The sequence below is a fragment of the Mesorhizobium sp. MC2-1-1 genome (genome assembly GCF_057597255.1).
On record NZ_CP195205.1, the window covers coordinates 326,500 to 349,029 of the forward strand.

General features: G+C 63.8%; 19 protein-coding genes. 6 read left to right on the plus strand and 13 right to left on the minus strand.

Translation table 11 applies throughout. The annotated features are described in order from the left end of the window. Positions 1-21 precede the first annotated feature (21 nt). The 5 genes from ACR64R_RS01490 to ACR64R_RS01510 form a co-directional block, all read right to left on the minus strand. The gene (locus ACR64R_RS01490; protein WP_487359932.1) at positions 22-1,686 is read right to left on the minus strand and encodes an ABC transporter substrate-binding protein; all 1,665 of its coding nucleotides are present in this window, start codon (positions 1,684-1,686) and stop codon (positions 22-24) included. 239 nt (positions 1,687-1,925) lie between these two features. Further along, a complete protein-coding gene (locus ACR64R_RS01495) occupies positions 1,926-3,110 on the minus strand; it encodes a mandelate racemase/muconate lactonizing enzyme family protein (RefSeq protein ID WP_487359933.1) in 1,185 nt (394 codons plus the stop codon). A gap of 1 nt (position 3,111) precedes the next feature. Then, positions 3,112-4,215 (minus strand): mandelate racemase/muconate lactonizing enzyme family protein, encoded by a 1,104-nt coding sequence (locus tag ACR64R_RS01500; protein WP_487359934.1) that lies wholly within the window; start codon positions 4,213-4,215, stop codon positions 3,112-3,114. Between the two features lie 14 nt (positions 4,216-4,229). Next, on the minus strand, positions 4,230-4,919 hold the full coding sequence (locus ACR64R_RS01505) for a GntR family transcriptional regulator (RefSeq protein WP_487359935.1): 690 nt from the start codon (positions 4,917-4,919) through the stop codon (positions 4,230-4,232). Between the two features lie 97 nt (positions 4,920-5,016). After that, complete coding sequence (locus ACR64R_RS01510; RefSeq protein WP_487359936.1) at positions 5,017-5,808, minus strand: HalD/BesD family halogenase; 792 nt, start codon at positions 5,806-5,808, stop codon at positions 5,017-5,019. A 100-nt stretch (positions 5,809-5,908) separates the two neighbouring features. Between ACR64R_RS01510 and ACR64R_RS01515 the strand changes: the two genes are divergently transcribed. Continuing rightward, a complete protein-coding gene (locus tag ACR64R_RS01515) occupies positions 5,909-6,844 on the plus strand; it encodes a LysR substrate-binding domain-containing protein (RefSeq protein ID WP_487359937.1) in 936 nt (311 codons plus the stop codon). Positions 6,845-6,916: 72 nt separating this feature from the next. Here ACR64R_RS01515 and ACR64R_RS01520 read toward each other — a convergent pair whose 3' ends face one another. The 3 genes from ACR64R_RS01520 to ACR64R_RS01530 are packed head-to-tail and all read right to left on the minus strand — an operon-like array spanning position 6,917 to position 11,508. Then, on the minus strand, positions 6,917-8,065 hold the full coding sequence (locus tag ACR64R_RS01520; protein ID WP_487359938.1) for an efflux RND transporter periplasmic adaptor subunit: 1,149 nt from the start codon (positions 8,063-8,065) through the stop codon (positions 6,917-6,919). Positions 8,066-8,080: 15 nt separating this feature from the next. Next, positions 8,081-11,275, minus strand: a complete 3,195-nt coding sequence (locus tag ACR64R_RS01525; protein WP_487359939.1) for an efflux RND transporter permease subunit — start codon at positions 11,273-11,275, stop codon at positions 8,081-8,083. Beyond that, positions 11,269-11,508 carry a hypothetical protein gene (locus tag ACR64R_RS01530; RefSeq protein ID WP_487359940.1) on the minus strand — a complete coding sequence of 80 codons (240 nt, stop codon included), beginning with the start codon at positions 11,506-11,508 and terminating at the stop codon, positions 11,269-11,271. The genes ACR64R_RS01525 and ACR64R_RS01530 overlap by 7 nt, the downstream gene beginning before the upstream one ends. Before the next feature lie 251 nt (positions 11,509-11,759). Between ACR64R_RS01530 and ACR64R_RS01535 the strand changes: the two genes are divergently transcribed. After that, complete coding sequence (locus tag ACR64R_RS01535) at positions 11,760-12,341, plus strand: TetR/AcrR family transcriptional regulator (protein ID WP_487359941.1); 582 nt, start codon at positions 11,760-11,762, stop codon at positions 12,339-12,341. A gap of 332 nt (positions 12,342-12,673) precedes the next feature. Here the strand turns inward: ACR64R_RS01535 and ACR64R_RS01540 are convergent, their stop codons facing one another. From ACR64R_RS01540 to ACR64R_RS01560, 5 genes are all read right to left on the minus strand, one after another. After that, a complete protein-coding gene (locus ACR64R_RS01540; protein WP_487359942.1) occupies positions 12,674-13,696 on the minus strand; it encodes a LacI family DNA-binding transcriptional regulator in 1,023 nt (340 codons plus the stop codon). A gap of 184 nt (positions 13,697-13,880) precedes the next feature. Further along, positions 13,881-14,675, minus strand: a complete 795-nt coding sequence (locus ACR64R_RS01545) for an ATP-binding cassette domain-containing protein (protein ID WP_487359943.1) — start codon at positions 14,673-14,675, stop codon at positions 13,881-13,883. A 4-nt stretch (positions 14,676-14,679) separates the two neighbouring features. Beyond that, complete coding sequence (locus tag ACR64R_RS01550) at positions 14,680-15,666, minus strand: ABC transporter permease (protein WP_487359944.1); 987 nt, start codon at positions 15,664-15,666, stop codon at positions 14,680-14,682. 94 nt (positions 15,667-15,760) lie between these two features. Then, complete coding sequence (locus ACR64R_RS01555; RefSeq protein ID WP_487359945.1) at positions 15,761-16,693, minus strand: sugar ABC transporter substrate-binding protein; 933 nt, start codon at positions 16,691-16,693, stop codon at positions 15,761-15,763. Positions 16,694-16,954: 261 nt separating this feature from the next. Continuing rightward, entirely contained in the window at positions 16,955-18,112 is a 1,158-nt protein-coding gene (locus tag ACR64R_RS01560; RefSeq protein ID WP_487359946.1) for a fumarylacetoacetate hydrolase family protein, read from the minus strand. Positions 18,113-18,306: 194 nt separating this feature from the next. Between ACR64R_RS01560 and ACR64R_RS01565 the strand changes: the two genes are divergently transcribed. The 4 genes from ACR64R_RS01565 (at position 18,307) to ACR64R_RS01580 (ending at position 22,483) form a co-directional block, all read left to right on the plus strand. After that, positions 18,307-19,590: an NAD(P)/FAD-dependent oxidoreductase gene (locus ACR64R_RS01565; protein WP_487359947.1), complete on the plus strand. Its 1,284-nt coding sequence runs from the start codon at positions 18,307-18,309 to the stop codon at positions 19,588-19,590. Positions 19,591-19,679: 89 nt separating this feature from the next. Further along, complete coding sequence (locus tag ACR64R_RS01570; RefSeq protein WP_487359948.1) at positions 19,680-20,570, plus strand: ABC transporter permease; 891 nt, start codon at positions 19,680-19,682, stop codon at positions 20,568-20,570. Continuing rightward, positions 20,567-21,385 (plus strand): ABC transporter permease, encoded by an 819-nt coding sequence (locus ACR64R_RS01575; RefSeq protein ID WP_487359949.1) that lies wholly within the window; start codon positions 20,567-20,569, stop codon positions 21,383-21,385. The genes ACR64R_RS01570 and ACR64R_RS01575 overlap by 4 nt, the downstream gene beginning before the upstream one ends. Before the next feature lie 27 nt (positions 21,386-21,412). Next, positions 21,413-22,483 carry an ABC transporter substrate-binding protein gene (locus ACR64R_RS01580; RefSeq protein ID WP_487359950.1) on the plus strand — a complete coding sequence of 357 codons (1,071 nt, stop codon included), beginning with the start codon at positions 21,413-21,415 and terminating at the stop codon, positions 22,481-22,483. Positions 22,484-22,530 lie beyond the last annotated feature (47 nt).

Below are 22,530 nucleotides of genomic sequence, written 5' to 3' on the forward strand. Positions count from 1 at the left end.
GGATAAGCTTGTCCGCTTTCGTCAGGCCTTCGAGGCTTTTTCGAGGAACAGCTGCGACATGGCGGTGGGCTGCACGCCCGCCACGCCTTTCGCCGTCGCCGTCAGATAGTCGTAGAAATAGCCGAAGACCACCGGCGTTTCCTCGAGCAGCAGCTTTTGGATCTTGCCGGCGGTGGCCTTCTGCGCCTCGAGGTCGAGGGCAGCGATATAGCTTGCCGCCATCTGGTCGTAGTCCTTGTTCTTGAAGTGAGCGGCATTCCAGGTGCCGTCGCTCTTCAAAGGCGCCGCCAGATAGACGTTGGGGACACCGCGGTGGCCGTAGTCGGTAATGCCCATAGCCGAATCCAGCCAGTTCGATTTGCCGAACACGGCATCGCCGTAATAGGCGCTCTGGTCGAGAATGTTGAGCTCGAGTTCGATGCCGATTTCCTTGACCCAATTCTGGATGAGCTGGGCGTATTCCGGAATTTCAAGGTAGCGCTCGGTGGTGAGCGTCATCTTGAAGCCCTTGCCTGCGCCGGCGGCTTCCATCAGTTGCTTGGCCTGGGCGATGTCCTGCTTGCGCTGCGGCACGCTGGTGTCGGTCGAAGGGTAGACTGCGGCGAAGGGGCTGTCGTTGCCGAGTGCCGCGCGTCCCTTCATCAGGCCGGCGGCGAGCTTCTCGCGGTCGAGACAGAGCGCGATGGCGCGGCGCACGCGAGCGTCCTTCGTCGGGCCTTCGTCGCAGTGCATATGCAGCTGCTGGTGGGCTGACGATTTCAGGCTGATGATCTCGAAATTCGGATCGTTGAGGAGGGCAACGCCTGCTAGCACGGGCATCTGGTTGATGATGTCGATCTGGCCGCCCTGCAGTGCCAGGATCTGCGGCTGGATATCGGTGAAGAAGGTGAATTCGGTACGGTCTGGCAGGGCCTTTTCGCCCCAGTAATCGTCATTGCGCACGAAGGAGGCGCCGACCTTGGGTGTGTACTTCTCAAGCTTGAACGGCCCGGTGCCGTCGAAACTCTGTTCGTATCCACCCTTGTAGCTCGCTGGGATAATGACGGCGTTGTAATTGTCCGAAGACACCATGTAGGGAAAGTTGCCATTCGGCGCATCGAGATGGAATTCGACGGTATAGTCGTCGACCTTCTTGGTGTTTCCCTTCTGAAGGATGCCGGTGAATACCGACAGCGCGTTGGAAGAGTTCGCCGGGTCGGCGAGCCGGTCAATGCTGGCCACCACGTCCTCGGCCTTCATCTCGCCACCGGAATGGAATTTCACGCCCTTGCGCAGCTTGAAGGTCCACACCGTGCCGTCTTTGTTCGGCGACCAGCTTTCCGCCAGCGCCGGCTTCAGCACGAGGTCCGGGCCGTCGACGCAAAGGAATTCGGCCACTTGCTGCATCACGACCAGACCACCGGCATCGGCGATGGTAACAGGGTCGATCGCTGCGGCCGGCACGCTGCTGCCGACGCGAATAGTGGCGCCCGCGGCGCCTGCGGCACGGGCGAGCGACGGCGCGGCGCCGAAGCCAGCGGCCATGCCGATGCGGCCGAGCAGCGGCAGCGACAGGCCGAGCAGGCTGCCGTGGCGCACGAACTCGCGCCGGCTGATGCGGCCGTCGATCAGGCCGTCAATGAGGTGGTTTTCGAGCGGCGTGCGGCCGCGGCGGAGGAGATCGAGGATGCGGTAGTTCTTGATCATGGGTTTAACCCTTCCCCAGTTGTTTTGGTTGGCGAGTGCATTCGAGTTGACGAGGTCCGTGGAGTTCTCCTGTTCCCGGTCTTCATCACCAGCGGTCGATGGACTGTATCATGCGGTTCCGACCGGTCCATCCGCTCGTTGGGACGGAAAAGTCAGATTTTCTTGATGAATTGTCTCTCGGTCAGGCGACCAAGTGCCGGCTTTTTCCCGATAAGTCCTGCTTGCTTTTCGACGTCCTCCTAATTCAGCGGCAGTCTGCGGTAGGTCCCGGGTCTTTCCGGGTCGTGATATTTGTTGCAGGGGCCGTTTTCAACGAAGTCGCGGTGGCATGCGGCAAGCCTGTCCCGTGACAGTGTGACACCGAGGCCGTGGCCCTCGGGCACCCGCACCGTGTTGTTCTTCGGCGCGAACGGCCCTTCCTCGATGATGTCCATCGGCTGCATGCGAAACAGCGACTGGTTGGGCTCCCTGATCCAGCCGAGCGCGGCGCACAGATGCAGGTAGCACGCGCTGCCGATGCCGGTGTCGCCGCTGTAGCACCAGTAGTCGATGCCGGCATGCTCGCAGGCGCCGACGAAGCGCAGCATCCGGCCGATGCCGCCATGCGCCGTCGGGTTGCCGACGAAGGCGTCCGGCACCTTCGCCTCCATGGCGCGCGCTATGTCGATGTTGTGCGTGGAGAACGGGATCGAGCTGTGCCGGCGCAGCTCCCGCATCTCCTCGATGGTCGCCACCGGATCCTCCCAGTTGCGCACGCCGAGCTCTTCCAGCGGTCGCGCCAGCTGTCTGGCTGTGGCCAGCGAATAGGCCTGGTTGGAATCGATGCGGATCATCGCGTCGTCACCGAGCTTCCTGCGGATCAGCTCGACCATCTTCATCGAGATCTTCGGGTCATGCGTCGAGAACTTGCCTTCGAAGAAGGTGGTGCCGTGGCGCTCGTGGAGCTCGATGCAATAGTCGGCGACTTCTTCGGGCGTCTTCTCGCCTTTGACTGTCGCTCCGTCGCCGCGCAGCGAGAAATAATCGGTGAAGGGGATTTCTTTGCGCACCGCGCCGCCGAGCAACTGGTAGAGCGGCTGCTTCCACGCCTTGCCGCGCAGGTCCCACAGCGCCATCTCGATGGCGCCGAAGGCCATGATGCGGGTACGGTCGTTGATCGACTGCACTCCGCTCCAGAAGGGCAGGCAGACATTCTCCGCCCCTGCGATGTCGAAGGCGTCGCGCCCTGCGAGCCTAGGCGCCAGGACGTCGTTGATGATGGCCGCCGCGCCGGGCGTCGGCGCCTCGCCTATGCCGACAAGCCCGTCCTCGGTCTCGACCTCGACGATGGTCGGCGAGAAGCCGTCGAGCTCGCCGAAGACCCAGACGTAAGGAGCTTCGAGCCTATAGTTGATCGGTGTCGCCGTGACGCGCGTGATCTTCATATCAGCCGACCTCGAAGAAGGGTTCACCGAGCAGGTTCTGATCCACATCGATGCCAAGGCCGGGGCCGTCGGGAATGCCCATGTGGCTGCCGGTTGCCGGTGGCGCGTTCCTGGCCGTGCGCACCGTCACCCATTCATGGAAGGCAATCGCATGCAGCCGGCGCTCCGCCGGCGTCGACAGCGACAGATGCGCCATGGCGGCCGTATCGATCTCGGCGCCGCCAGTGTCCTCCACCGTGATCATGAAGCCGAGATCGACGGCGACGTCGCGGATCAGCCGCGTTTGCGTCACGCCGCCCAGCCGTGAGATCTTCAGCGTCAGCCCGTCGGCGGCACCTTGGCGGTGGATCTCCAGCATCTCGCCCAGTGAGGTGACGGATTCGTCCAGCACCATCGGCTTGTCGAGCATGCGGCGCACCGACATGTTCTCCTCGATCGTCATGCAAGGCTGCTCGAGAGTGTAGTCGATGCCGCGCGTCGCGTCGGCGAATTGCCGCGCCTGGTAGGGCGTCCAGCCGGCATTGGCGTCGCAGAAGATCACCGTGCCCTTCGGGACGGCAGCGGCCACCGCCGCGACCCGTTCGATGTCGTCACCCACATTGCCGCCGACCTTGACTTGCAGCCGGCGGCAGCCATCGGCGATGATCCGTTTGGCAAGTGCGGCCATCTGATCGAGCGTGCCGTGGGTGACGACCCGGTAGGTCTCCGCCATGTCGCTCTCGCGCCCGCCGAGCATGGTCACCAGCGGCACGTCGGCGGCCCGGGCGGCGAGATCCCAGCACGCCATGTCGAGCGCGGACTTGATGTAGGGATGGCCCTTGAACGCCGTGTCCATCAGCCGGCCGATGCCGGCAAACCCGCGCGGATCCTGGCCGATCAGATGCGGCGCGATCTCCGGCACGCCCGCGCGGGTTCCCGCCGGAAACGCGGCCGAATAGAAATTGCCGAGCGGCGCCATCTCGCCCCAGCCGGTCACGCCACTGTCGGAAGTGACGGCGACGATCACCGCGTCGAAGCAGTCGGCGACACGCCCCTTGGACATGCGGTAGGGTCCGTCCACGAAGGGCTGCACGACATGATAGGCCTTGATACTCTCGATCTTCACTTGCTGTCCGCTTTTCAGTTCTTCGATGCGCGCTTCTCGAGGCCGCGCGCGTAGGAAAGAAGCTCTTCGAAGTCGAGGTCGATATGCTCGCGCGCATGGCGCTGGGCGGCGCGCATGTCGGCGCCCTTGAGCAGCGCCACATAGGTCTCGTGCACATCCTCGGCCGGAACCGGCTCGTTGCGGGCGCGCTGGTGCAGGGCGAAATACATCTGCAGCCGGCTGGTCAGCCGCTGCCAGGTCTCCAGCAGCACCGAATTGTCGGCCCATTCGTAGATCAGCCCATGCAACTGCAGCGCGGTCTCGATCTGTCGCGTGGTGTCCAGTGCCCGCGTAGCCTGCTTCACCGCCTCGTGGCGGCGGTCGAGCTCGTCGAAGAAGCGCTGGTCGCGCAACGGCCAGGTCCGCTCGATGGCGAATTCGTCCAGCACCTGATTAAGCGAATAAGCGTCGATGATGTCCTTGGCCGTGACCTCGACGACGAAGGTCCCGGCATAGGGAATGCTGGTCAGGATGCCTTCCTGCACCAATTCGCGCATCGCCTCGCGCAAGGGCGCGCGGCTCACCCGCATCTGCTCCGAAATTCTGAGCTCGTTGAGCTTCTGCCCCGGCTCCAGCTGTCCGGTCAGGATGGCTCGCCTCAGCAGGGCGACGATCTCCGCCCTGCGCGTCGTATCCGCGATCGGACTGAAATCCAGCTTTGCCATGGGTCGACTCCCGGGAGGAATTTCTGCAAGACAAGCAGATTGTCGACAATCTAACAAGAGCCGAGTTCCCCGACCTCGGAAATTTGAACCGGTAGCCTCAAGCTGCCCGGCCGTAAAAACCGATGCGCTCCTCGTCGGTGAACATCACGCCGGGGCGCTCGTAGTATGAGAAAACTGCGATGATGCGTTCACGGTTGCCCTGGACAGTGGTCACACGGTGCGCGGTGTTCTTGCCGCGGAAGACATTCAGCGTGCCTGCCTTGATGCGCAGGATCTTTGCCTCGGGGTCGCGCCCTTCGAGCAGCTTCGCCACGCCGTCATAGTTCGGATCGTCCTCCGAGCGCAGGTCGGTGCGGTACTCGAAGTCGCCGCCGATCTCCGGCGCCTGCAAGAGCAGCGTCGTGGTGAATTCCGACCGGTCGAAATGCCAGTTGAGCGCTTCGCCGGCGCGGTAGCCCATCACATTGGCGCGGGCCAGCGGGTCCTGCATGACATGCAATTGGGGCTTGTCCATCGTCGCCGCCAGGAACCGCACCAGCGGCGCGTATTCGTAGATCGAAAGGACGGTGCTGCCGGGAATCTGGTCGGCGCAGACCGTGTGGCTGATCGTCTCGACCTTGCGCAGCGCCGGGTGGTCCGGAGAAAGCTCGGGGATCGAAGGCTTGAAATAGATGTTGTGCATGCGCTTATGGACATGCGAGCGCGTGTCCATCACCGGCCTGATTTCGGCGACAGCCTTTTCGGCAATGCCGGGGCGCAGAAACCCTTCCAAGTTGAACATGCCATTGGCCGCCAGCGCGGCCTTGGACTCATCAACCAGCCGCTGCCATTCGGGGCTGCCTTCGCGGTCGAGCGGGTGCCGGTCGAGGTCGAGAATGTTTTCGATCATAGCGTCCTCCAAAATCCTGTCGCCACTACACGGCAAGAAAATCTTTCCGGCAACGTGGAAAATTGTTAGGCTCCCCCTAGAAAAACTATCGAGAGGAAACGTGGAAAAGCTCCCGCCATTGAACGCGATGCGTGCATTCGAGGTCGCGGCGCGCGTCGGCAGCTTCACGCTTGCCGCCACCGAGCTCGGCGTGTCGTCGGCCGCGGTCAGCCAGCAGATCCGCAACCTGGAAGACTGGTTCGGCAAGCAGCTCTTCATTCGAAATGGCAATCGCATCGCGCTGACCGATGCCGGCCACGCCATCTATCCCCAGACGGCGCATGCGCTGGGCGAGATCGCGGCGGTGGGCCGGCGCATGCTGGAAGGCGGCTTGCGCACGCGCCTGGTGGTCAGCGTGCCGTTCTCCCTGGCCGAGCTGTGGTTGGCGCCGCGATTGGCGGTGCTGCTTGAGGGCTTTCCGCAAATGGCGATCGATGTCCGCGTCGAGGACGATCCCGTCGACGTGGTGCGCCAGAACATCGACCTGCGCATCTCCTACGGCGATTATCACTATCCGGCGCTGAAAATGGTCAGGCTCGTTCATGACGACGTCCTGCCGGTCGCGTCACCCGAGTTCTGGCGGCGTCACCGCGACGGAGCCGCCGGGCTAGCGGACATGCATGAGAGCCACTTCATCCACACCAATTGGGGGCCGAACTACGCCTCGCATCCGAGCTGGGCGGACTGGTTCGCCGCCGCCGGGGGCAGCCGCGCGCCGGACCCGTCGCATGGCCGCCGCGTCGGCCTGTCCAGCCTGGCGATCGGCGCCGCGCGGCTGGGGCTGGGGATAGCCCTGGGACAAAGGGTGATGGCGAATGCCGACCTGGAGGCGGGCCGATTGATCGCGCTCTCCTCCGTCGCTGTTCGCCTCGGCCAGCCCTATTGCGCCTTCATGCTGCCGGCCAAGGCCGAGCGCGCGGATATCGCCGGATTGGTCGAACTGCTTGCAAGCGATCCCGCGAAGCAGCGCACGGAGCCGGCGCCGGGAGCCTTCTGAAGCCTCATAGCAAAACGGCGCCCTCGACGTGGGGGTCGAGGACGCCGTCGGACCGGAAACTGATGGGGGTTATCAGCTGGCCGGTTTCGATTGCGGCAAGGGAGAAACCGGCATTCCGGGTCCGATTTTCTGCAGATTGCCCGTGATCACCTGGTCGGTTTCGGAGATGCCCGAGGTCACGGAAATCAGGTCGCCGTCGGTCGGCCCAAGCGAGACAAGCTTCTGGTCGACGGTGTTGCCCTTGCCGATGACATAGAGGTACTTGCCGAGCTGGCTTGAGCCCAGCGCCACCTGCGGCACCATCAGCGTGTTCGGCTGTTCCTTCACATGCAGGCGCACCCGCACATATTGTCCCGGCAGCAGCGTGAACTTGGCGTTGCCGATCGTGGCGCGCGCCGTGATCGTTCCAGTCGAGTGGTCGATCGTGTTGTCGATGAAGGTGAGCTCGCCCTTCTGGCTGGGCACCGTCTCGCCGGGCAACAGCACGTCGACGGCGATCGGGCCGTTGGCCTTGGCCTGCTCGATCTGGATGAGGTCGGTCTCGCTCGGATTGAAGGTCACATAGATCGGGTCGAGCTGCACCAGCGTGTTGAGCACCGTGCCGGCGACGCTGACCAGCGTGCCGACCGAGGCCTGGTTGCGGCCGATGCGCCCCGGGAACGGCGCCTTGATATCGGCATAGCCGAGGTTGAGCTCGGCCGTCCGCACCGCCGCCTGGTCGACGGCAAGGGCGGCCTGGGCCGTGCGCAGATTGCTGGTACGCTGGTCGAAGCTGTCCTTGTCGAGGTAGCCGGCTTTGGCGAGATCTGTGCCGCGGCCGAGATTGGACTTTGCATATTCGAGCGTCGCGCTATCGCGCTGCACCTGCGCCTTCGCCTGGTCCAGCGCGGCCTGATAATCATCTGGCGCGATGCGGTAGAGCATGTCGCCCTGCTTGACGTCGCTGCCGTCGGCGGCCGTCTGCTCCTGCAGATAGCCCGGCACGCGGGCCTGCAGCGTGATGCTGCGGATGGATTCCACCCGCGCGGCATAGTCGAGATAGATCGGCAGCGTCTTCTTCACGACATTCACCACCGGCACCGGCATGACGAAGGCTGCCGGCGCGGGTGCCGCGCCTGCCGTGCCGCCGCCGAGGTAGCCCAGGTTCAGCAGGTGAACACTTGCCACCGAGACCGCGCCTATCGCGACGGCGGCGCCGAGAGCGATTTTCCATCTACGCATGATTGATCTCCAATCCTATTCAGCCGCCTGAGCGAGCGGCTGAAGCGCCGGCTCGGCGGTCGGTTCAATTTCTTCCGGGGCAGGGGCGTGGTGTCCCTCGGATGGTTCCTTTTCGCTGCCTTCGCGCAGTTGCTCGATCACCGCGTAGAAGACCGGCACGAAGACGAGCGAAAGGATGGTCGCCGCCACCATGCCGCCAAAAACGGTGGTGCCGATCGACTGCCGGCTGGCGGCGCCTGCACCGGTGGCGAACATCAGCGGCAGCACGCCGAGGATGAAGGCGAAGGCGGTCATCAGGATCGGACGCAGCCTCAGCCTCGCGGCTTCCATCGAGGCCTCGACGATGGTGAGGCCTTCCTCGCGCCTGCGTCTGGCGAACTCGACGATCAGGATCGCGTTCTTCGCCGCCAGGCCGATCAGCATGACGAAGCCGATTTGCGAGTAGACGTCGATCTGCATGCCGCGCAGCATCAGCACCACGAAGGCGCCGAACAGAGCGAGCGGCACGGCGAGCAGCACCATGAAGGGCATCGCCCAGCTTTCATACTGCGCCGCCAGGATCAGGAAGACGAAGACGATCGCCAGCCCGAACACGACGGACGCGATCGATCCGGCCTTCAGCTCCTGATAGGTGATGCCGGTCCATTCATAGCCGAAGTCGCGCGGCAGGACATTCGCCGCCGCCCGCTCCATGGCCGCCACCGCCTGTCCGGACGAGAAACCGGGGGCAGCGCCGCCATTGATGAGGGCCGAGGCGTTGTTGTTGTAATGCGGCACGGTCTCGGGTCCGACGATCGGCACCAGCTTGCCCAGCGTGCTCAGCGGCACCATGCCGCCGGACGCATTGCGCACATAGAGCCGCGAGATGTCGGTGGCGTCGGCGCGCGCGTCCTTGTCGGCCTGGATCGTCACGCGGAAGGTGCGGCCGAACAGGTTGAAGTCGTTGACGTAGAGCGAGCCGAGATAGATCTGCAGCGTGTTGAAGACGTCCGGCAGGTTGAGGCCGAGCAGCTTTGCCTTGCTGCGGTCGAGGTCGTAGTTGAACTGCGGCGTCGAGGTCGAGAAGGACGAGAACAGCTGTTGCGGGTTGAGCTCCGGCTGCTTGCGCGCCTCGGCAATCAGCGCTTGCGTGACGTCGTTGAGCGCGGCACTGCCGCGGCCCGAGAGGTCTTCGACCTGGAACTCGAAGCCGCCGGTGGTGCCGATGCCCGGGATCGAAGGCGGATCGAAGGAGAGCGCGAACGCGTCCGGCATCTGCAGGAGCTTGCCTCGCACCTGCTCGACCAGCTTCGAGGCGCTCTGTTCAGGTCCGCGCTCGTCCCACGGCTTCAAGATGGCGAACTCGACCGCCGAGTTCGACTGCGCGGCGCTGGTGAGGAAATTCAGGCCGCTGATCGAGCCGACGATGTCGACGCCGGGGGTATTCTGCAGGATATCGCGCGCCTTCTGCGCCACCGCGTCGGTGCGCTCGAGCGAAGCGCCGTCCGGCAACTGGATAACGACGAAGAAATAGCCTTGGTCCTCGACCGGCAGGAAGGTCGAAGGCAGTTTCTGCCAGACGAAATAGGTGGCGACGAGGCCGGCCGCGAACAGGCCGAGCATCGCCCAGCGCAGCTTGATCAGGATGCGCACGCCATGCGCATAGGCATGCGACAGCCAGTCGAAGCCGGCGTTGAACCAGCGGAACAGCACGAACTGGGTCTCGCCGCGGTGGCGCAGGAAGGCGGCGCTCAGCGCCGGCGACAGCGTCAGCGAGTTGAAGGCCGAGATGCCGACAGAGATCGCCACGGTCAACGCGAACTGATTGTAGAGCCGGCCGGAGACGCCGGGGATGAAGGCGACCGGGATGAACACCGCCATCAGCACCGCCGTGGTGGCGATGATAGGTCCTGTCACTTCGGCCATCGCCGCGCGCGTCGCGGCAAGCGGCTTGAGCCCGGCCTCCAGCTGTCGCTCGACGTTCTCGACCACGACGATCGCGTCGTCGACGACGAGGCCGATCGCCAGCACCATGCCGAGCAGCGACAGCATGTTGAGCGAGAAGCCGAGCATGTACATGATCGCCAGCGTCGCGATCAGCGAGACGGGAATGGCGATGGTCGGGATGATGGTGGTGCGCCAGCTCTGCAGGAAGATGAACACCACCGCCACGACCAGAACCAGCGCTTCGCCGAGCGTGATCAGTACGTCATGCATCGAGGCCGACACGAAGCGCGTCGTGTCGTAATGCATGGCGTAGTGGACGCCCTTCGGGAAACGCTGCGACAGCTCCTGCATCTTGTCCTTGACCCGCTGCTGCAGGTCGAGCGCGTTGGAGCCGGGCATCTGGTAGACGGCAAGCACCACGGTCGGGTCCTTGCCGAAGAAGGCGGATGACGAATATTGCAGCGCGCCGAGCTCGATGCGGGCGACGTCACGCAGCCTGACCAGCGAGCCGCTCTGAGAGTTGGCGCGCACGACGATGTCGCCGAATTCCTTCGGGTCGCTGAGGCGGCCCACCGCGTTGACCTGCATCTCGAAGGCGGTGCCGGCGGGCGCCGGCGACTGGCCGATCTTCCCGGCCGCCACCTGCACGTTCTGTTCGGCGATCGCATTTTGCACGTCGACGGCGGTGATGCCGAGATTGGCGAGTTTGTCCGGGTCGAGCCAGACGCGCATCGAATAGCGGCGCTCGCCGAAGATCTGCACGTCGCCGACGCCGGGCAGCCGCTTCAGCGGATCGACCACCTGGAGATAGGCGAGGTTGCTCAGCGCCACCGGATCGACCGAGCCGTCCGGCGAGGTGAGGTCGACGATCAGCACGAAATTGGGATTCTGCTTCTTGATCGTCACGCCGCCCTGGTTGACGATGGCCGGCAGGGAGGATGCCGCCTGGCTGACGCGATTCTGCACGTCTACGGCCGCCGTGCTCAGCGGATAGCCGACATCGAAGGTGATGGTGATGGTCGAGGAGCCGTCATTCGAGCTCGTCGACGACATATAGGTCATGCCCTGCACGCCGTTGATCTGCTGCTCGAGCGGCGTGGTGACAGTATCGGCCACGACCTGCGCGCTGGCGCCCGGATAATGGGCGCTGACCACCACTTGCGGGGGCGTGATGTCGGGGAATTGCGAAACCGGCAGCAGGAAATAGGCGATCGCGCCGGCGAGCACCATGATGATGGCGATCGCCGACGCGAAGATCGGGCGGTGGATGAAAAAGTTTACCATGACGCGGACGCCTCGCCGAACGGTCTTGCAACATGGCGCAGGCGCCTGGCCCGGCCGGAGCCGGAGTCCGCCAGGAAGGATGGCGCGATGCCGTCGCCCAGCGCCTGGTCAGCCGCGCGCGAACGCAGCATCCGTTCGAAGGCCTTGGGGTCGATCCCGTCCGCCTTCATCACCAGCCGGATCATCGGATCCCGGATGGCTTCGTCGATCGTCAGGTCTTTGCGCTTTTGCATAGGAGCGGCTCCTTGCGCGGTCCGTATCGCATGATCACGGACCGCCTTTTTCTCGAATTCACCGGCCGAAGCCGCATGACAGGCAGGTTTTGCGACCTATCTCACTCTGGCAGGGCTATCGGAGGGCCTTGTCGTTTGACGGCGAGTGATATAGGTGTTACCAGTAAGTAACATTCTGGAAGTTACAGACCGGTAACACCCTAGTCAAGAGGTGGCGACGGTTTTTTTGGAAACGACGAAAGGAGATCATCATGACTGACGGCGTCGCGGAGCGTTCCCGCCCCCGGGATCGAATCCTGGAGACGGCGCAGGACATGTTCCACAAGCACGGCATCAAGGGCGTGGGCGTCGACGCCATCACCGAGGCTGCCGGCACGAACAAGATGACGCTTTACCGCCACTTCGAATCCAAGGACGAGTTGGTCATCGAATGCCTGCGCGCCACGGCGGCGAAGGCTTCGAGAATATGGGACGAGTTCGAGGCCCGGTATCCCGGCGACAAGCTCGCCCAGTTGCATGCCTGGGTCCAGAAGGCTTCGGAACTGCTCAGCGCCGACAGTCGCGGCTGTGACATGGCCAATGCGGCAGTCGAGCTCACCGAGACCGATCATCCGGCCAGGCGCGTCATCAAGGAACTGAAGGAAGCCCAGCGCGAGAAGCTTGTCGCTCTTTGCCGCGATGCCGGCATCGGCCAGGCGGAGCTTCTCGCCGACACGCTGTCGCTGCTGCTCGAAGGCGCCCGAGTCTCCATGCAGAGCGTCGGCGCCGAAGGCCCGAGCGCGCAATTCGTGCGCATGGCCGAAAGCCTGATCGCTTCGTTCCGGGCTCGCTGACTTTCTTTCCCTCGGAGAGAGGCCGGATTCTCGGGATTGTCCGTGCCGCCCCCTCGGTAATCCGGGTAAGAGGAACCGCGCCTGTTGCGGGCAAAGAAAAAGCCCGCTGCCGGGAGGAGGTGGCAGCGGGCTCGATTTCGAACACGGCACGGGAGGAGGTGCACCGTATTCAGCGTCGGCATCACATCTGGGAGGAGGAGACGGCCGACACCCAGATATCTACGAGTTGCCCAACGATTCGGCAATTGCGAAACGTGCATAGCTGCTGTGCAGATTTGCCGGATCAATCGTCGGACAAATCTGAAGAGCCACGCGCCGGTACCGCCGCCGGTCTACTGCACCGGCACGTTTTCCTTGAAGATCAGCCGCGGCTCGATGAATTTCTTCGTCAGGTAAGGCACCGACGAGGCGATCGAGCCGAGCAGGCGGATCACCGACTGCTCTGCAATCAGCCTTGCGTTCTGGTCGATGACGACGTCGGCGAGATCGTCGACGAGATAGCGGCGCGTTTCCTTGGTCAGGTCGTGACAGATGAAGACCGGCTTTCTGCGCGGCCTGACTTCCAGCAATGCCTTGGCCACGCCGGAGCGTCCGGCGCCGACGCAATAGATGCCGAGCAACTCCGGCTCGTTGTGCAGCGCCTTGATGGTGGCGCTGTAGCTGGCGTCCGGCTCGTCATTGATCTCGACCGCGCTGGAAACAGTGAGGTTGGGGAATTCCTCGGCGAGAACCGAACGAAAGCCCATCTCACGCTCTTCGTGGCCGCGATAGGAGCGCGAGCCGACCACCATGGCCAGATGCCCGGTCCTGCCGCCAATGAAGCGTCCCATCAGAAATGCCGCGGTGCGCCCCGCCACCCGGTTGTCGATGCCGACATAGGCTGAACGCGGTGCCGCCGGGACATCGGAGACCAGTGTGACCAGCCTGATTCCCGCCTCGACCAGCTCGCGCAGGATGTTGCGCGTGCGCGGATGGTCGACGGCGATCACGCCGACGCCGTTGGCCTTGAGCGACAGGTTCTCGACCGAGGCCTGCAGTGCGCCCGGCGAAATGCCGCCAAGGTTGTGGATCCGGCAGGAAGCGACCAGCGGCAGGCGCTGGGCATAATCCTCGATGTGATGCGCGAGGTCGGCCATGAAGGCGTTGCTCCCGATCGGCAGGAAGAATTCGAGATGCGCCGGCTTCGAGGGCAGTACGACCTGGTCGAGCGTCGGCAGGTAGCCGAGTTGCTTTGCCGCCTCCATCACGCGCTGCCGGTTGGCCGCGCTCGCGCCTGGGCGGTTGTTGAGCACCCGGTCGACCGTCGCGGTCGACAGGCCGCAGTTTCTTGCGATGTCGGCTACGGTGGCTTTCATGGGTCGAGTCATAGGGACTGATGCAATCTTGTGCCAGCAAATGCATGTCGCCCAGAAGTGTGCAGCGGTTCTGGGGCATCGACATGCATCAAAACAGAGACCTGAAGCGCGTCGCCTTAATCCGTTTCAGCGCGACGCGCTTTAGAGGCGTGAAGCGGCTGCCGGGCGCCGATGTGGCCAGCAATCAGCCGTGCTGTTGCTGGCCGTCGCTGATGGCGTCGCGGATTTCCTTGTCCGACATGCCGGTGATGACGCGCTCGACTTCGGCGACAGTGGTCTTCTTCGGATCAATGTCGTCGGCCACCACCTTCCCCCGGCGCATCACCACGATGCGGTCGACCACCTGGAAGACGTGGTGGATGTTGTGGGCGATGAAGATGCAGGAGTGCCCGGAATCGCGCGCGCCGCGCACGAAGCTCAGCACGCCTTGCGTCTCTGCGACGCCGAGATTGTTGGTCGGCTCGTCGAGGATGATGAGGTCGCTGTCGAAATGCATGGCGCGCGCAATCGCCACCGCCTGCCGCTCGCCGCCAGACAGCGAGCCGATCGGCGTCGTCGGCGGGATGTTCTTGGAGATGCCGACTTGCTTGAGCAGGTCGCGCGCTACCGCGTTCATCGTCTCCTGGTCCATGCGGTTCAGGAAGCGCGGCGGCTTGATCGGCTCGCGCCCGAGGAACAGGTTGCGGGCGATCGACAATTGTGTGACCAGTGCGGAGTCCTGGTAAATGGTCTCGATGCCGTGTGCGATGGCGTCGCTGGTCGAGCGCAAAATTACCTTCTTGCCTCGAATGAAGATGTCGCCGCTGGTCAGCGGCACGGCGCCCGACAGCACCTTGATCAGCGTCGACTTGCCGGCGCCGTTGTCGCCGAGCAGGCCGACGATCTCCCTTTCGTTGACATGGAAGTTGGCGTCCACCAGCGCCTGCACGCGCCCGTAGGACTTGCGGATGTTTTCCATGCGGATCAGCGGTTCTGCCATGGTTCTAAGTCCCCGCCTGGTGCCGGCGTTCGAGCCATGAATGCAGCGCCATCATGCCGAGGATGATCGCGCCGATGAAGATGTTGTAGGCCAGCCCCGGCACACCGATCAGCACGATGCCGTTGCGCATGACGCGCAGGATCAGGATACCGAGCACCGTGCCGACGATGGTGCCGCGTCCGCCCGTCAGCGCCGTGCCGCCGATCACCACCATGGCGATGACCTCGAGCTCGTATCCGGTCCCGCTGTTGGGATTGGCCGCGGAGGTGCGCAGCGACGAGATCACCCCGGCCAGCGAAGCCATCACCGCCGACAGGATGAACAGGCCGACCTTGACGCGGTTGACGTTGACGCCGCGCGCGCGGGCTGCAAGCGGATTGCCGCCGGCGGCCTGGATCCAGTTGCCGGTGCGGCTCTCAGTCAGCACATAGCCCAGCACGATCGCGGCGCCGATGAACCAGAACAGCGAGGCATAGACGCGGAACGGTCCGACGTAGAAGTCGCCCACCAGAATGTTCGCCAGCCAGCTCCCTTCCGCGCTCCAGGTGCGCTGCGGGAAGCCGTCGGTGATGAACAGTGCCGTGCCGCGCACGACCAGCAGCATGCCGAGCGTCACCAGGAAGGACGGGATTTTCAGCCGGGTGACGAACCAGCCATTGACCAGGCCGACGAGCGCGGCGACCACCAGCGCGATCAGCAGGCCCATCTCCAGTGAGGTGACGCCGCTGTTGTAGAGCGTCCACATCAAGACCGGCGAGAAGCCGAACAGCGAACCGACCGAGAGATCGAACTCTCCGGACGTCATCAGCAGGGTCATCGCCAGCGCGATCAGGCCGAGCTCGACGGTGAAGGCCAGGATGTTGGAGATGTTCTGCGGCGACAGGAAGTCGGGATTGATGCCCCAGAAGACGACGATCTCGACGACGAGAAGCACCAGCGGACCGAATTCCGGCCGCGCGATCAGGCGTTGGATGAGGGAACGGTTTTCCATTGAACCCGCGACGTAGCGCCGCCATCCGATTGGGGCGGCGCGGGGAGAAGGAAAAACGGTCGCGACAGGGACGTCGCGACCGTTCGCTTGAGGGTTATTTGCCGGACAGGATCTTGTCGTAGACGCCGGCGGTGTCCTTCTCATAGAGCGCGCCGGTGATGACGTTGAAGCCTGGGGGGATGCCGCTGGCGGCCATGTTGGCCAGCGAAAGAGCCACATAGCTGGTCGCCTGCGGGTCCTGCCACTGCGCGGCGTTGACATAGCCGTTCAGTACTTCCTGCGTGGTGTCCAGCGAGTTGCCCCACCCGACGACCGGGATTTCACCTGGTTTGACGCCGACCTGATCGAACACCCGCTTGATCGAACCGGTGACCAGGTCACCCAGGCCGATGATCGCCTTCACCTTGCCCTTGTGGGCGGTGAGATAGTCGACCATGCGGTTGATCACTTCGGCCTGGTCGAGCGTCGCTTCGGTCACTTCGTAGGTGATGCCGGCTGGCCCGAACACGCTCTTGATGCCTTCCTCTTCCTGGACGCCATAGGTGGCGCCGGGGATCTCGACCGGCATCCAGACGAAGTCGCCCTTCTTCACCAGGCCCTTGTCGACCAGGTATTGCGCCCAGTGCTTGCCGAAGGTGACATTGTCGCCGCCGACATAGGCGTTGAAGTTGGCCTTCGGATCGGGCGTGTTGAAGTTGATGATCGGGATGTTGGCCGCGCGCGCTTCCTTGGCGAGTTCGATCAGGCTGCCCGGATCGGGACTGGTGGTGACGATGCCGTCGGCCTTGGCCGAGATGGCGGCGCGGATCGCCTCCTGTTGCGACGCGACATCGCCATTGTGGAAGGACGTGTTGACCTTGTTGCCGGTGTCGCTCGCCCATTGCTTGGCGCCGGCGAGGAAGTAGGTCCAGACCGGATCGGCCGGACCGCCATGCGAAATCCAGTAGAACGTCTTGGCCTGCGCCATCGCCGGAATGGCGAGCATGGCTATCAAGCCAAGAACGAGCAGTCTTAGCCGCGAAAGCATTCGATTTCCTCCCATGTTGAAATTCTCCTCCCTCATCCAAGCGCCATGCGGCCTTGGACCGCGTCTCCCGCCAGCGCCGAACGGAACGATCAGAGCATTCCCTTTTTGGGGCTCTGGCAAGCCTCCACAGCCAATGGATGTTGGGTGAGGCCCGCACGCCATCAGCAATCCCATCAGATTGCATCAGTTGCTCGATATTTGCGGGCAAACCCTCGTTTCGCGCCGTCAGCCCGCGGCGATGGGCACAAGCGTCGCCCGCCGCTAGATCAGACCTGCCCTGGCCAGGTCGCGCATCAGGTGGCTGGCTCCGTAGGTCCAATGCGGGCAGTCCGGCGACAGCCGCACCCGGTTGGCGAGCGCGCCAAATTTCTCCGACGAGATGGTGACGATGTCGCCCACCTTGTGGGTAAAGCCCTTGGCCTTCTCGCCGCGATCCTTCGAGGGCACGAACATGGTGCCGAGATAGAGCGCCAGCCCGTCAGGGTACTGGTGATGCGGCCCCATCGCCGCCTTGACCAGCTCTTCCGGCGAGCGGCTGATCTCGGCCATCGAGCTTGCGCCCTCCAGCGAAAAGCCATCCTTGCCCTCGACGCTGAGCCGCACCGTGGCCGTCTTCACGTCGGCGATGGAAAACGTCTCGTCGAAAAGCCGGATGAACGGTCCGAGCGAGGCGGAAGCGTTGTTGTCCTTGGCTTTACCGAGCAGCAGCGCGGAGCGTCCCTCGACGTCGCGCAGATTGACGTCGTTGCCGAGCGTGGCCCCGACGATGCGGCCCGAACTGTCGGCGATCATCGCGATCTCCGGCTCCGGATTGTTCCAGGTCGAGACGGGATGCAGGCCGACATCCGCGCCGAAGCCGACCGAGGCCATCGGCTGGCATTTGGTGAAGATCTCGGCATCGGGGCCGATGCCCACTTCCAGATATTGCGACCAGGCGCCACGCGAAATCAGCTTCGCCTTGATCTCCATCGCTTCCGGCGAGCCGGGCCTGAGCTTCGACAGGTCATGGCCGATCAGCCCGGCGATGTCGGCGCGGATTGCCTCCGCCTTTTCCGCCGAGCCGCGCGCCTGCTCCTCGATGACGCGCTCCAGCAGGCTGACGACGAAAGTGACGCCGGAAGCCTTAACGGCCTGCAGGTCGACGGGCGAAAGCAGTATCGGCATCTTCGCATCGCGTTTTTCTTCGAAGCTGTTCGCCGCTATGTCGGCGAGCGCGCCGATCGCCTTGCCCTTTGCCGAGCGTACATGACCAGCCGGATCGTCCAACTCGCAGACATCGCGCACCGTGGGCGCCGCACTCGAGGTGATGTCGATCAACTCACCCTCGCGCACCGTGACCACAAGCGGATGGGGCACTTCGCCGGTTCTGGCGCGGCCGACGAAAATTCCGTCGGCGGGCAGGTGGGTTGGGTCGGTCATGGTGATGCTTCCTCTCATTCTGCGGGCGGCACTTTTCCCCTATTTCGCGGAAACGTCTATCCCGCCGGCCGCAACATTTATGGCCATCGCTGTGCTGTCATACAGCCATGTGTGGACTGGCCCATCGAAACGCACTTTCAAATTTGTGAAATCGACAATAGGATTTTCACGAACTCCAGCGCGTAGGTGAACTCTTGCCCGCAGCCTTCTCCGTTCCGGTCTGGCAAAAGCCGCAGGACACCCCGGCGTTTCAATCGGACTTGTCGGCGAGTGGGACGCTCGACGTGGTCATCGTAGGCGGCGGCATCATGGGCCTTTCGACTGCGCTGCATGCGGCGCGCGCCGGCCTTTCCGTCCAGGTGCTTGACGCAGGCGCGATCGGGCAGGGCGCTTCGGGTCTCAACGGCGGCCAGGTCATCCCCGGCCTAAAATACGATCCGGAATGGCTCATCGGGCATTTCGGCAAGGAGCGCGGCGGGGCCCTCGTCGACTTCGCCGCTTCCACCGCCGACGCCGTGTTCGATGTGATCCGTGACGAGAAGCTCGCCGTGCCGTTCACGCGCAATGGCTGGATCCAGGCCGCGCACACGGAAACGGCGCTGACGGCGGCGGCCAACCGGGATCGGCAATGGCGCTCGCGCGGCGCCGACGTCCAACTGCTCGACCGGGCCGGGATCGCTGCGATGACCGGCGCCAGGGGCTATCTCGGCGGTTGGCTCGACCGCCGCGCCGGCGTCGTCGATCCACTGTCCTACACGCTTGAGCTCGCCCGCGTCGCCTTGGCTGCCGGGGCGAAAATCGCCGAGCGGCAGAGGGCGGTGAAACTCGCCAAGGAAGCCGGCATATGGCAGGTCTCGATGGAAGGCGGCGCCAAGCTGCGTGCCAAGGCGGTCGTGCTCGCCACCAACGCCTATACGGATGGCCTGATGCCTGGTCTTGGCCAGACGATCGTGCCACTGCATTCCTTCCAGATCGCCACCGCGCCACTGCCGGCGGACCTTGTTGCCAGCATCCTGCCGGATGGGCAGGCGGTTTCGGACTCCCGCCGCATCCTGGTCTACTATCGCCGGAGTCCCGACGGCCGGCTGGTGCTGGGCGGGCGGGGCCGCATGGCGCTGCCTTCAAGCGCCGCGGACTGGGCGCATCTCGAACGCGCGCTCATTCGCCTCTATCCGGCGCTCGGCGGCATCGCGATCGAAAAGCGCTGGTTCGGCCGCGTTGCGCTGACACCGGACCACCTGCCGCACCTGCACGAGCCGGAAAATGGCCTGATTGCCATCGTCGGCTGCCAGGGCAGGGGCGTCGGGCTGATGAGCGCGCTGGGCAGGCGCATGGCGAACTACCTTGCCAGCGGCGACGCAAGGCAATTGCCGTTCCCGCTGTCGCCGGTCAAGCCGATCCCGTTCCACGCTTTCCGCCAGATCGGCGTTGCCGCCGCGATCACTTGGTATCGCATGCTCGACGCCTTCGAGCGCTGATCACGCGTGCGGCGCACAAGCGATTCAACTTGACAGTTTCATGAATATGAAAAAGCATTAGTCAATTTCAGAATCCGATGGAAAGTTCGATGTCGTCGACCATCGTTGCAACACGGCCCTTGCCCGAGAGCCGCATTTCGCCTGTGTTCCGCTTCGCCATGTTGCTGCCGGGCGGGCTAGTCACCTTCTTCCTCATTCTGTTCGCGCTCGGCCTCGTGGTCTTCCTCTCCTTCCGGGGGAATGACGGCTCGCTGCTCGGCGTCGGCCTGACGGTCGCAAACTTCGTCACCGTCGCAACGGATCCGCTCTACTGGTCGGTGACTTTGCGCTCGCTGGTCATTGCCGGCCTTGTGACGCTGGCAACCGTTGTTACTGCCTATCCCGTCGCCTACTATCTCGCCTTTCATGCCGGCCGCCGCCGCAATCTGCTGCTCTTCCTCGTCACGTTGCCTTTCTGGACCAGCTACCTCTTGCGCGTCTTCGCCTGGAAGATCGTGCTTGCCTATAACGGCGTGCTGAATTCGGCTTTCATCGAAAGCGGGATTTGGAAGGAGCCGACGCTGGCCTTTCTCAATACGCCGACGGCCGTGGTGGTGACGCTCGCTCACGCCTACGCGCCTTTCGCCATCCTGCCGATCTATGTGGCGCTGGATACGATCCCGAAATCGCTGCTAGAGGCAGCGTCCGATCTCGGCGCGCGGCCCTTTACATCGTTCCGGCGTGTCGTGTTGCCGAATTCCATGCCAGGCGTGCTGGCCGCCGCGCTGGTCGTCTTCGTGCCGACCGTCGGCGACTATGTCACGCCGGCCATGGTCGGCGGCCCGGCCAGCACCATGATCGGCACGCTGATCCAGTCGCAGTTCGGCAAGGCCAACGACTGGCCGTTCGGTGCGGCGCTCTCTGTCTGCGTCATGCTGGTCATCCTGTGCGTGGTGCTCGTCGCGCGCGGCGCCGACCGCCGGTTCGGCAGCCGCACATGAGCGCGCGTAGAGACACCAATGCGGGCGGCCGCTGGCTCGGCCTCTACGTGCTTGGCTATCTCGTGTTCCTTTATCTGCCGGTGCTTTTGATCCCGCTGTTTTCCTTCAACAACTCCATCCAGGCGGCGTTTCCGCTGCAGGGCTTCACGCTGGAATGGTACCGCACGCTCTACGGAAATCCGGCGCTCTCCGGCGCCTTGGCCAACAGCCTGGTAATCGGCGTCATCGCCGCCTCCGGCGCGACGCTCTGCGGCATCACCGTTTCCTACATGGACCTCTACGGCCGCTCGCCGCTCGCGGTCACGATCAGCGCCATCGCGCGGCTGCCGATCCTAATCCCCGGCGTCATCGTCGGAATTTCGCTGCTGATCCTGGTCAATCTGATCGGCCTTGGCCCGTCGCGTGTTTCCATCGTATTCGGCCACATCCTCGTCGCGCTGCCGACGACGGTCGTGGTGATGCGCAGCCGCTTCGCAGCCATCCCGAAGACCATCCGCGAGGCCGCGCTCGATCTCGGTGCCTCCGACTGGACGACGTTCCGGCGCGTGATGCTGCCGCTCAGTCTGCCTGCCGTGCTGTCGGCCTTCATGCTCGCCTTCCTGATCTCCTTCGACGAGTTCATCGTCGTCTTCTTTCTCGCCGGCACCGAGCCGACACTACCGCTCTACATCTGGAGCCAGCTGCGCTTCCCGCGCTCGCTGCCGACCGTGATGGCGCTCGGCACGATGATCCTCGCTGTCTCCTTCATCATCGCCGGCACCGCCGAAATCCTTCGCCACCGCGGCTTCAGCACCGCGCGACGCAATTCAGCCTGAACCACAACAACGAAGAGGAGAACGAAAATGACCATACACCTGAAATCGATCACTGGCCGCAAAGCCCTGGCGGGTCTCACGGCGCTGGCCATGGCGCTGTCGTCGACGGTTGCTCTGGCCGCCGACAAGCTGCAATATTTCACCTGGTCGGGTTATGAATTGCCCGACTTCAACAAGAGCTTCCTTGCCGCGCATCCCGATGGCGTCGAGGCGACGATCTTCGGCGACGACGACGACGCCTTCACCAAGGTCAAGGCCGGCTTCCGCCCCGACATTGCGCATCCCTGCTATGACAAGGTGGCGCGCTGGAACAAGGAAGGCCTGCTGCAGCCCATCGACACCAAGCGCATCAAGAACTGGGATTCGATCTTCCCGGTGTTCAAGAACCTGCCCGACCTGCAAGCCGGCGACGGCAAGGTCTGGATGGTGCCGTGGGACTGGGGCAACACCTCGATCCTCTACCGCACCGATCTGGTCAAGAACCCAGAGGCGAGCTGGAACCTGTTGTGGGACAAGCAATATGCCGGCCGGATGGCGACCATCGATGCGGTCCATGACACGCCGATCGTCGCGGCGCTGTTGGCCGGCGTGAATCCCTTCGACATGACGCCGGACCAGATGGACAAGGTGGCCGCAAAGCTGCGCGAGCAGCGGCCGCTGCTGTCGAGCTACACCACCGACATGACCTCGGTCGAGCAGGCTTTGGCAAGCGGCCAGCTGGTCGCCGCCATGACCTGGAACGCCTCGGCCACTTCGCTCAAGAAGCAGGGTGTGCCGGTCGAGTTCATGAAGCCGAAGGAAGGCATGCTGACCTGGGCCTGCGGCTTCGTCATGCTCAAGGACGCCAAGAACGTCGATCTCGCCTATGACTTCATCAACAGCCGGCTCGACGCCGAATCGGGCAAGTTCCTGATCCAGTCCTACGGCTATGGCAGTTCGCTCTCGACCGCCTTCGCTGGCGTCTCGAAGGACGAACTGGACAAGCTGCAACTGCCGGCCGATCCGGAGGTGATGTTGAAGACCACCATCTTCACCGGGCCGATGAAGCAGAACGACGATATGGCGAAGATGTTCGAGAAAGTGAAGGCCGGGGGTTGAGCGGCAGGACTCCCCTTCTCCCCTTGTGGGAGAAAATGGATCGGCGC